Origin of the sequence: Nocardioides dubius (assembly GCF_039528155.1) — a bacterium.
Taxonomy (GTDB): Bacteria; Actinomycetota; Actinomycetes; order Propionibacteriales; family Nocardioidaceae; genus Nocardioides; species Nocardioides dubius.
Genome location: NZ_BAAALG010000008.1, coordinates 113,892 through 124,185 on the forward strand (window position 1 = coordinate 113,892; position 10,294 = coordinate 124,185).

Sequence of the window (10,294 nt, forward strand, 5' to 3'; positions counted from 1 at the left end):
GTGGCCCCGTGGCTCGGGGCGGATGACGTCCGGCGAGTGCCTCAGCCCTCGGACAGGCCCAGCGCGACGGCCGCCTCCAGGATGAACTGCGGGTCGGTGAGCCGGTCTCCGTAGAGCTCACGGAGCCGGCCGACGCGGTAGCGGATGCTCTGCGGGTGCACGAAGAGCACCGTGGCGATCTCGTCGCGCCGGCCCTGGTGCAGCACCCAGGCGCGCAGGGTCTCGGTCAGCTTCTCGATGGTGGTCGGGCGCAGTCCCTGCATCGGCGCGAGCACCCGCTCGCGCAGGTCGGCCAGGGCCGCCCGGTCGGCGGTGAGCACCAGCGGCACCAGGTGGTCCTCGGAGTCCGCGGAGGCGCCGGGGCGGGCGACGTCGAGGATGATCGCGCGAAGCGCGCGGCGGTACGAGGTGCGGGCCTGGTCCCACGGGCGGGTCGGGCCGACCACCGCCTGGCGATCGGCGAGCTGGGCGACCAGCGCGGTGCGGGCCCGATCGCCGAGGTCGGGGATCAGCAGCACGGTGAGGTCGGGGTGGTCGTCGAGGCCGGGGGCGTCGGATCCGGCGTGCAGCGTGCGCGCCTCCTGCTGGGAGCGCAGCACGGCACTCGCCGAGGAGGGCGCGATCACTGCGGTCAGCGTGGCCGGCGGCGCCCAGTCGGCACGCTCGGCGAGCACGGTCAGGCTGGCCCGGTCGACACCGGTCAGGATGCTGTGCGCCAGCCGCTCCCGGTGCCGCTCGCGGACCCGTCCGGAGGTGGCCAGCTCGTCGGCGTGCCCGGAGACGCTGGCTGCGGAGAGCTGGTCGATGTAGTCGAAGACGAATTCCGCGAACTTCGCCACCTCCGCCGCCGGCAGGCCGTTCTCGACCGCGCTCGCGGACAGGTCGTGCCAGGCGGCCCGGCCGCCGACCCGGTAGGCGGCCGCGAGCGCGTCCATGGTCCGCCCGCTGCGGGCCTCGCCGCGGCCCAGCGCGTAGGCCGCCTCGAAGACCGACTCGACCATCGAGCCCGGCTCGATCCCGGCGTCGGTGGTGGCCATGTCGAGGAAGCCGCCCAAGGCCAGGGTGACCGCGTTCTCGATGTTGCGACCCATCCGGCCACGGAACGGCTCGGAGTACTGGGGCACCTCCCGCATCACCGCGGCGATGCAGCGCTCGGCCGCGCCGGGCAGCTCGGCACGGATCGCGGCGACCACCGGATCGGGCAATCGGAGGCCAGAAGTGGAGCGGCTCGTCATGGATGGCCTCCTTTTTCATGCGGGATGAACAAAAGACTAGCCCGGATTCACGCGGGCAAGGTCATGAGTCGGAGCGCTTCACTAGGCACGATTGCTCCATGGCCACCCTGGATGCTCACCGTGCACCTCGCCGGATGCGTGACGTCGTCGTCCGCGCCGTCGAGGCCGCGACGACGCCACTGCTCCCCGCCGACTACCTGGACCTCTTCGCACCGCTGCGCTCGGGCGCCGACCTGCGCGGCCGGATCGTCGCGGTCGAGGCGGAGACCGCCGACGCCGCCACCCTGGTGATCAAGCCCGGCGCGGACTGGGCCGGCCACGTTCCCGGCCAGTACCTGCGGATCGGCGTCGACGTGGACGGCGTCCGCCAGTGGCGTGCCTACTCGCTGACCCACGGCCCGCGCCGCGACGGCCACATCTCGATCACCGTCAAGGCCGTCCCCGACGGCCTGGTCAGCAACCACCTGGTGCACCAGGCACGCCCCGGCACGCTGGTCCACCTGGAGCAGGCCACCGGCGACTTCGTGCTGCCCGAGCTGGAGGCCGCGCAGGCGCACAAGTTCCTCTTCGTCACCGCCGGCTCCGGGGTCACCCCGGTGATCGGCATGCTGCGCAACCTGTTCCCGGTCACCGATTCCGGCGTGGTCCGCTTCGCGCGCAGCGCCAGCCTGGACATCACCGTCGTGCACGTCGCGCCGAGTGAGCCCGACTCGATCTTCATCCAGAACCTCCGCGAGCTCGACGCGGCCGGCGCGATAGACCTGATCGCCCGCTACGACGACGTGCACGGCGTGCTCGACGTCGCCGAGCTCGAGGCGCTGGTGCCGGACCTCGCCGAGCGCACCACCTACGCCTGCGGCCCGGCCGGGCTCCTCGACGCCCTCGGCGCGCACCACGAGGCCCGCGGCCTGGAGCTGTTCACCGAGAAGTTCCGCGCCGCTCCGGTGGTCGCCGGCGAGGGTGGCTCGGTGAGCTTCGGCGTCTCCGGCGTCGACCTCGAGCTCGACGGCGCGACCACCATCCTGGACGCCGCCGAAGAGGCCGGGATGCTGATGCCGAGCGGTTGCCGGATGGGCATCTGCATGGGCTGCGTGCTGCCGATGAAGCAGGGCGCGGTCCGCGACCTGCGCAACGGTGAGATCACCACCGCGACCCCCGGCGAGACCGACCCGGGCGGCGTCATGATCCAGACCTGCATCAGCGCACCTGCGGGGGCTTGCCACATCGAGCACTAGATCGAAAGCACCGCGATCGGCGGCCACCCGCCGCGATCACACCACCCGATCCACCCGAACCAGACTGCCGGACCGGCAGAAGCGGAGTAGCGAAGATGACCACGATCACCCGGAAGCCCGTCAACCCCACCGCGCACCTCACCGCGGCTGACATCGAAGCCCTGGGGGCTGCGCTCGACGCGATCCGCCAGGACGTGCTGGACACCCGGGGCGAGAGCGACGCCCGCTACATCCGCAAGGTCGTCGACGTGCAGCGCAAGCTCGAGCTGGGCAGCCGTGCCGTCCTGCTCTTCAGCGTCTTCCCACCTGCCTGGATCGTCGGCACCGCCGGCCTCAGCGTGGCCAAGATCCTGGAGAACATGGAGATCGGGCACAACGTCATGCACGGCCAGTGGGACTGGATGCGCGACCCGAAGATCCACTCCACCACCTGGGAGTGGGACAACGCCTCCACCTCCGAGAGCTGGAAGCACTCGCACAACCAGGTGCACCACACCTACACGAACATCGTCGGCAAGGACAACGACCTCGGCTACGGCATCATGCGCGTCGACGAGGACCAGCGCTGGGCGCCGATGCACCTCGGCCAGCCGCTGTGGAGCTTCATCAACGCCTGCTTCTTCGAGTACGGCATCGCCGCCTACGACCTTCAGCTCGGCAAGAACCTGAAGATCCCCAAGGAGAAGCGCTCCGAGGAGTTCAAGCGCGGCGTCAAGTCGACGCTGAAGAAGATCCGCAAGCAGGCCACCAAGGACTACGTCGTGCACCCGGCGCTGTCGATCCCGACCGGCTCCTTCCTGCCGACGCTGGCCGCCAACTTCACCGCCAACCTGGTCCGCAACCTGTGGACCAACTCGGTGATCCTCTGCGGTCACTTCCCCGAGGGCGTGGAGACCTTCGAGCGGGCAGCGATCCCGGAGAAGGAGACCCGCGGCGAGTGGTACCTGCGTCAGATGCTGGGCTCGGCGAACATCTCCGGCTCCAAGGCGATGCACCTGATGACCGGCAACCTGTCGCACCAGATCGAGCACCACCTCTTCCCGGACCTGCCGTCCAACCGGTACGCCGAGGTGGCCCCGAAGGTGAAGGCGCTCTTCGAGCAGTACGGCCTGAACTACCACGAGGCGCCGCTGCCGAAGCAGGTCGCCAGCGCCTGGCACAAGATCTTCCGGCTCTCGCTGCCCAACGGCTGGCTGGCCGCCACCAACGCCAAGAACCTGCCGCAGCAGCTCGGCGTCCTGCACAAGCTGACCACCGGTGGCCCCAAGGTCCGCCGCGCCCACGACGCCGCGCAGCGTCGGGCCGAGCGCCAGCAGCGTGAGGCCGCCAAGGCCGCCTGAGCCCTGTATGCAGCACCCGTCCCCGGTTCGCCGGGGGCGGGTGTTCGGCATTTCTGCGAACCCCTGCGCGAGCGGGCCGCGCAGCGCCAGAGTTAGCGCCGACGCATTGCATCGAGCCGAGGAGCGTGGGCGATGACCGACCAGCAGGCAGCAGATCCCGCAGCGGCCGGGCCCCGGATCGCCCTGCGTGCCGAGGAGTCGACCCCGTGGCACCCACCCCGGCCGCGCCCTGCCGGTCGGCCCAATGTGCTGGTGGTCCTGCTCGACGACGTCGGGTTCGGCCAGCTCGGCGCCTTCGGCGCCGAGATCGAGACCCCGAACATCGACCGGCTGGCCGCGGAGGGCCTGCGCTACAACCGCTTCCACGTGACGGCGATGTGCTCGCCGACCCGCGCCGCCCTGCTGACTGGTCGCAACGCGCATGCCGTCGGGGTCGGCTTCCTGGCCGACATGCCGACCGGCTACCCGGGCTACAGCGGCCGCATCCCGCGCTCCGCCGCCACCATCGCGCGCACCTTGCGCGACCAGGGCTGGAGCACGATGGCGGTGGGCAAGTGGCACCTCACGCCGCGCAACGACCGCAGCGCCGCGGGCCCCTACGACACCTGGCCGCTGGCGCAGGGGTTCGAGCACTACTACGGCTTCCTGCATGGCGATGCGAACCAGTGGACGCCGACGCTCTACCGCGACAACTCGCCGATCGAGGCGCCACGCACTCCCGAGCAGGGCTACCACCTCACCGAGGACCTGGTCGACCAGGCGCTGCGGATGGTGCGGGACCAGAAGCATGCCGCGCCGGAGAAGCCGTTCCTCTGCTACTTCGCTCCAGGGGTCGGCCATGCGCCGCACCAGGCGCCGAAGGAGTGGATCGAGACGTACGCGGGCCGCTTCGACGACGGCTGGGAGGCGCTGCGCGAGCGGGTCTTCGCTCGCCAGGTGGCGGCGGGTGTGGTCCCCGAGGGCACCGAGCTGAGCCCGCGCCCCGACTGGATCCAGGCGTGGGAGGAGCTGGGCGACGACGAGCGCCGGCTCTACTCCCGCTACGCCGAGGCGCATGCCGGCTTCATCAGCCACTTCGACCACCACCTCGGGCGGCTCTTCGCGGGGCTGGAGGAGCTGGGCATCGCCGATGACACGATGATCGTGCTGACCAGCGACAACGGCGCGAGCGCCGAGGGTGGTCGGCACGGCTCGCTCAACGAGCACCGCTTCGGCTTCGGGGTGGCCGACTCGCTGGCCGACAACCTCGCTGCGATCGACGAGATCGGGGGCTTCGGGGCCTACAACCACTACCCGTGGGGCTGGGCCTGGGCGGGGAACACCCCGTTCCACCTGTGGAAGCGCTACTCCTGGCTGGGCGGGACCCGGGTGCCGATGATCCTCAAGCCTGCCGGCGGCAGTGCCGATGCCGGCGCGGTGCGCGAGCAGTGGTGCCATGTCGTCGATCTCGCACCGACCATCCTCGAGGCCTGTGGCGTGGTGCCGCCCGCGACGGTGGACGGCGTCGCGCAGCAGCCGTTGGCCGGGGCCTCGTTGCTGCCGAGCGTGCGGGACGGTGCGGTGTCGCCGGCCCGCGAGACGCAGTACTTCGAGACGCTGGGCTCGCGCTCGATCATCCACCAGGGGTGGAAGGCGACCACCGATCACCTCTCGCTCGGCGTCGACGACGAGGCGATGATCAGTGGCAGCCGTGACTTCGCCACCGACACCTGGCACCTCTTCGCCCCCGACGACTTCGCCGAGCAGCACGATGTGGCCGCCGAGCATCCCGAGCGACGTGCCGAGCTGGAGCGGCTGTGGTGGGCGGAGGCGGAGGCCAACGACGTGCTTCCACTGACCGATGGGCTCTACGGTCACTTGGGCGGACTGGAGCCGGCGCTGTGGCCGATCCGCGACCGGGTGGTGATGGTGCCCGGCGCGAGCCCGGCGGTCGATGAGGTAGTGCCGTCCCTGGCGGCCGGGACCCTGCTGGAGGCCGAGATCGAGGTGCCCGAGGGCGGCGGCGAGGGCGTGCTGGCGGCGATGGGGGACTGGTCCAACGGCTGGGCGCTGCTGGTCCGCAACGGCCGGCCCGAGCTGCTGCTGAACACGACCAGCACGCCGTACCGGGTCCGCGCCACCCAGACGCTGGCGCCCGGCGCGCGGGTGGTCGGCTTCCGGTTCCTGGGTGCCGAGGGCGTCGGCGTGCTGAGTGTGGACGGCGTCGAGGTGGCCCGGGCCGGCCTGCCCCAGGGGATGGGCGCCAGTGGCATGCAGATCGGCGGCGGCGGCCTGCGCCTGGGCCACGACGCCGGCTTCCCGGTCAGCGCGGACTACGTGCCGCCGTTCGCCTGGACAGGCCGGTTGCGCCGGGTCGTTTTCACCGGCGGCTGCGCGCTGGCCGAGGCGGACGCCGTCCGGTTGCGGGCCAGCCTGGCTGCGGAGTGAGCTGCCCGCGCCCTCCCCGGGAGGTCATGCGTTGCGAGGGTGCGGGCGCTCCGTTCGCATGACGTCCGCGGGCGGGCGCCTCAGAAGGTGAAGGTGGTCTGCCCGTGCGGGGACTTGGCGAAGGCGATCACCTTGCGCGGGCGGACGACGAAGACGTCGGCGTGGTCGTCGCCCTCGCCGAAGCCGCGCTCCGTCGGCTCGAACGCCCAGTCGGTTCCGTACTTGGCGAGATAGTCCGCAGCCAACGGTGCCAGCGCGTCGCGGCCACGGACCTGGCTGGCCTCGCCCTCGACGACCACATCCAGGCCGGCGTTCCAGGTGTCGTCGCCGACGGTCACGCACAGGGCGGGCGACGTCGCGAGGTTGTGCCGCTTCTGCTCGTCGGGGCCGGTGCAGAAGACGAAGGTGTCGTCTGACCAGAGGCCGACCAGGGGCGTGACGTGCGGGCGGCCGTCGGCACGCACCGTCGTCAGCCAGTAGAGCGATGCGGCCCTCAAGCGATCGGACGCCGTCGGCCAGGGGAGGGCCTCGGCGCCTTCGGTGCTGAAGCGGGGATCGAGCCGGGCGGTCGGTCGTGCGGGCATGCTCACTCCAGAGGTGGTCGGTACCAGGTGGACCGCTCCCAGCGCACGGAATCATCGGTGGCGGTGCGTGCCGCGACACCCTTCCGAAATTGAATCGCGTTCAGTAGTCTCGGCAAGGTGAGCACTCCAGAGCATGTCGACGTCCTGATCATCGGTGCCGGTCTGTCCGGGATCGGTGCCGCCGCGATGCTCAGCACCGAGCACCCGAACCGGAGCTACCTGGTGCTGGAGCGGCGCGCGGCCAGCGGCGGCACCTGGGACCTCTTCCGCTACCCCGGCATCCGCTCCGACTCCGACATGTTCACCCTGGGCTACCGGTTCAAGCCCTGGACCGACGACCGCGCGCTCGCCGACGGTCCGTCGATCCTCCAGTACGTGCGCGACACCGCCACGGAGTACGGCGTCGACGAGAAGATCCGCTACGGCCACCACGTGCAGGGTGCGGACTGGGACTCCGAGCGCCGGCTGTGGACGGTGAGCGCCACCGTGGACGGTGAGGAGGTCGCCTACACCGCGAGCTTCCTGTGGTGCTGCAGCGGCTACTACGACTACGACCAGGGCTACACGCCGACCTTCGCCGGCCAGGAGAGCTACACCGGCACCGTGGTGCACCCGCAGGCCTGGCCCGAGGACCTCGACTACTCCGGCAAGAGGGTCGTGGTGATCGGCTCCGGTGCCACCGCGGTCACTCTGGTGCCGTCGATGCTGAAGCCGGGCGACCCGAACGCCGCCGCGCACGTGACCATGCTGCAGCGCTCGCCCACCTACATCCTCGCCGTGCCCTCGAAGGACCCGCTCGCGAACCGCCTGCGCAAGCTGGTCGGTGAGAAGCGTGCCTACGACCTGGTCCGGCTCAAGAACGTCGCCCAGGCCAGCGCGCTCTACAACATCAGCCAGAAGCAGCCCAAGCTGGTGCGCAAGGCGATCCGCTCGATGACCACCAAGATGCTGCCCGAGGGCTACCCGGTGGACGTCCACTTCAAGCCCACCTACGGCCCCTGGGACCAGCGGCTGTGCCTGGTGCCCAGCGGCGACCTGTTCCGGTCGATCAGCAAGGGCGACGCCTCGGTGGTCACCGACACCATCGAGGCCTTCACCGAGAAGGGGCTGCGGCTCACCTCCGGCGCTGAGCTCGAAGCCGACATCGTGGTCACCGCCACCGGTCTCAACCTGCTCGCCTTCGGCGGCATGGAGCTCTCCATCGACGGCGAGAAGAAGCCGCTGCCGGAGACGATGGCCTACCGGGCGCTGATGCTCAGCGACATCCCGAACTTCGCCTACACGATCGGCTACACCAACGCCTCGTGGACGCTCAAGGCCGACCTCGTCGCCGAGTTCGTCTGCCGGGTGCTGGCCCACATGGACGCCACCCGGACCAGCACCGTGGTCCCGCGCCGCGACCCGTCGGTCGGCGAGGAGCCGTTCATGGACTTCGACGCCGGCTACGTGCTGCGGGCCGTCGACCGGCTGCCCAAGCAGGGGTCGGTGGCGCCCTGGAAGCTCAAGCAGAGCTACTTCCACGACGTCCGCTCGATCCGGAAGTCGGACCTCGAGGACGGCGTCCTGCAGTTCAGCTGAGACAGCGCGGACGGCGCGGCGTGGGCGACCTCACGTCGCGCCGGTTCGGGTTTGTGGTGCGCGATGAACTACCGTGGAAGGCAATCGGGCCGACCAGTCTTGCCGTGGCCCGATCGACGTAGGCCCCCATCGGTCCTTCCAGGCCACCGGGCGCCACGATCCCTCGATCACGAGGCACTTTCTCGCTGTCACAGCGAATGAGTTTGGTGAGACACCACCAACGAAGAGATTTCCCTTGCCTGCACAGACGTTCTCCGATCTTGGCGTGCCCACCGACCTGGTCGTCGCACTCTCCAAGATCGACATCACCACCCCTACCCCGATCCAGGCAGCGACGCTGCCGGACTCGCTTGCCGGGCGCGACGTGCTCGGTCGCGGCCGCACCGGCTCCGGCAAGACCTACGGGTTCCTGCTGCCGCTGGTCGCCCGCCTCGCCGCCTCCGGCCGCAAGGCCCGCAGCGGTGCCCCGCGCGCCCTGATCCTGGCCCCGACCCGTGAGCTGGTCGGCCAGATCGAGGCCTCCCTGGAGCCGCTGGCCTACGCCGCCGGGCTCACCTCGCGCACCATCTTCGGTGGCGTCGGCCAGAACCCGCAGGTCCAGGCGCTGAAGAAGGGCGTCGACGTCGTCATCGCCTGCCCCGGCCGCCTCGAGGACCTGATCAGCCAGGGTCACTGCACCCTCGCCGACATCGAGATCACCGTGCTCGACGAGGCCGACCACATGGCCGACCTCGGCTTCCTGCCCGCCGTGCGCCGGCTGCTCGACAAGACCCCGCCGAAGAGCCAGCGGCTGCTCTTCTCGGCCACCCTGGACAAGGCCATCGACGTCCTGGTCAAGCGGTTCCTGGTCGACCCGGTCACCCACGAGGCCGACTCGGCGCAGTCGCCGGTCGCCACGATGAGCCACCACGTGCTGCACCTGCACCGCGACCAGCGCCTGCCGGTGCTCGTCGACCTGACCAGTGCGCCCGGTCGCACCGTGGTCTTCACCCGGACCAAGCACGGCGCCAAGGCGCTGGCCCGCCAGCTCAACAAGAACGGCGTGCCCGCCGTCGAGCTGCACGGCAACCTGAGCCAGAACGCCCGTACCCGCAACATGGACGCCTTCCACAGCGGCCAGGCCACGGCACTGATCGCCACCGACATCGCCGCGCGTGGCATCCACGTGGACGACGTCGCGCTGGTCGTGCACGCCGATCCGCCGGCTGAGCACAAGGCGTACCTGCACCGCTCGGGCCGCACCGCGCGGGCCGGCAACGAGGGCGTGGTGATCACCCTGATGACCGACGAGCAGGTGCGCGACGTCCGCGACCTGACCCGGGCCGCGGGCATCAAGCCCACCACCACCCGGATCGACGGTCCGGCGCACCCGATCCTGATCGACCTGGCTCCCGGCGAGCGCAGCCGTCCCGGTGAGATCGTCTTCGAGGGCGCGCAGGCTTCGCAGCCCAAGACGTCGGCCGGCAACGGCCGACGCGCCCGGCGGTCGGCTGCCAACGCCAACAAGGCTGGCGGCGGTGCCAAGTCCGGCACGGGCGAGGGCGGACGCCGCAGCGGCGGAGAGCGTGCCGCAGGCGGCCCCGGCCGCAGCCAGCGCAGTGGCGAGGGCCAGCAGCGCTCGCAGAAGCCGGCCGGTGCCGGCTCGGGCGGTCGTCGTGGCGGAGGCCGCTCCGGCGGTCGCGCCGGTGGCCAGGGCGGCGGGTCCGGTCAGGGCGGCGGGCACAGCGCCGCGTCCTTCAGCAGCGGACGCCGCTCGGGGCGCTGAGCCCCACCGAGTGTCCCGGGTCGGATGTTGTTGGGCGGTTCGCGCGCCCGGGGCACGCACCTCGCGGCGTTGTCGAACACTCGACGGGCCTCCGGCCCGCCTTCGGTCCTCCGCCTTGCGATGCACGCAC

Annotated in this window: 7 protein-coding genes; 5 read left to right on the forward strand and 2 right to left on the reverse strand. The window is 71.1% G+C overall.

The window, feature by feature from the left end; all coding sequences use genetic code 11:
• Positions 1-41: 41 nt before the first annotated feature.
• Entirely contained in the window at positions 42-1,235 is a 1,194-nt protein-coding gene (locus ABD151_RS10470) for a PucR family transcriptional regulator (protein WP_343994026.1), read from the reverse strand.
• A 98-nt stretch (positions 1,236-1,333) separates the two neighbouring features.
• Between ABD151_RS10470 and ABD151_RS10475 the strand changes: the two genes are divergently transcribed.
• From ABD151_RS10475 to ABD151_RS10485, 3 genes are all read left to right on the forward strand, one after another.
• Positions 1,334-2,470: a ferredoxin reductase gene (locus tag ABD151_RS10475; protein ID WP_343994028.1), complete on the forward strand. Its 1,137-nt coding sequence runs from the start codon at positions 1,334-1,336 to the stop codon at positions 2,468-2,470.
• 95 nt (positions 2,471-2,565) lie between these two features.
• Positions 2,566-3,810, forward strand: a complete 1,245-nt coding sequence (locus tag ABD151_RS10480) for a fatty acid desaturase family protein (protein WP_343994030.1) — start codon at positions 2,566-2,568, stop codon at positions 3,808-3,810.
• 132 nt (positions 3,811-3,942) lie between these two features.
• Positions 3,943-6,237, forward strand: a complete 2,295-nt coding sequence (locus ABD151_RS10485; protein ID WP_343994032.1) for an arylsulfatase — start codon at positions 3,943-3,945, stop codon at positions 6,235-6,237.
• A gap of 80 nt (positions 6,238-6,317) precedes the next feature.
• On the opposite strand, the gene ABD151_RS10490 is transcribed toward ABD151_RS10485, so the two are convergent.
• A complete protein-coding gene (locus tag ABD151_RS10490) occupies positions 6,318-6,821 on the reverse strand; it encodes a pyridoxamine 5'-phosphate oxidase family protein (protein ID WP_343994034.1) in 504 nt (167 codons plus the stop codon).
• Positions 6,822-6,938: 117 nt separating this feature from the next.
• Between ABD151_RS10490 and ABD151_RS10495 the strand changes: the two genes are divergently transcribed.
• On the forward strand, positions 6,939-8,399 hold the full coding sequence (locus ABD151_RS10495; protein WP_343994036.1) for a flavin-containing monooxygenase: 1,461 nt from the start codon (positions 6,939-6,941) through the stop codon (positions 8,397-8,399).
• Positions 8,400-8,664: 265 nt separating this feature from the next.
• Positions 8,665-10,164: a DEAD/DEAH box helicase gene (locus tag ABD151_RS10500; protein ID WP_343994038.1), complete on the forward strand. Its 1,500-nt coding sequence runs from the start codon at positions 8,665-8,667 to the stop codon at positions 10,162-10,164.
• Positions 10,165-10,294: the final 130 nt, after the last annotated feature.

Coding starts and splice junctions, on each gene's coding strand:
- ABD151_RS10490 (WP_343994034.1), bottom strand. CDS start 6,821: ATGCCCGCACGACCGACCGCCCGGCTCGATCCCCGCTTCAGCACCGAA.
- ABD151_RS10475 (WP_343994028.1), top strand. CDS start 1,334: ATGGCCACCCTGGATGCTCACCGTGCACCTCGCCGGATGCGTGACGTC.
- ABD151_RS10470 (WP_343994026.1), bottom strand. CDS start 1,235: ATGACGAGCCGCTCCACTTCTGGCCTCCGATTGCCCGATCCGGTGGTC.
- ABD151_RS10480 (WP_343994030.1), top strand. CDS start 2,566: ATGACCACGATCACCCGGAAGCCCGTCAACCCCACCGCGCACCTCACC.
- ABD151_RS10485 (WP_343994032.1), top strand. CDS start 3,943: ATGACCGACCAGCAGGCAGCAGATCCCGCAGCGGCCGGGCCCCGGATC.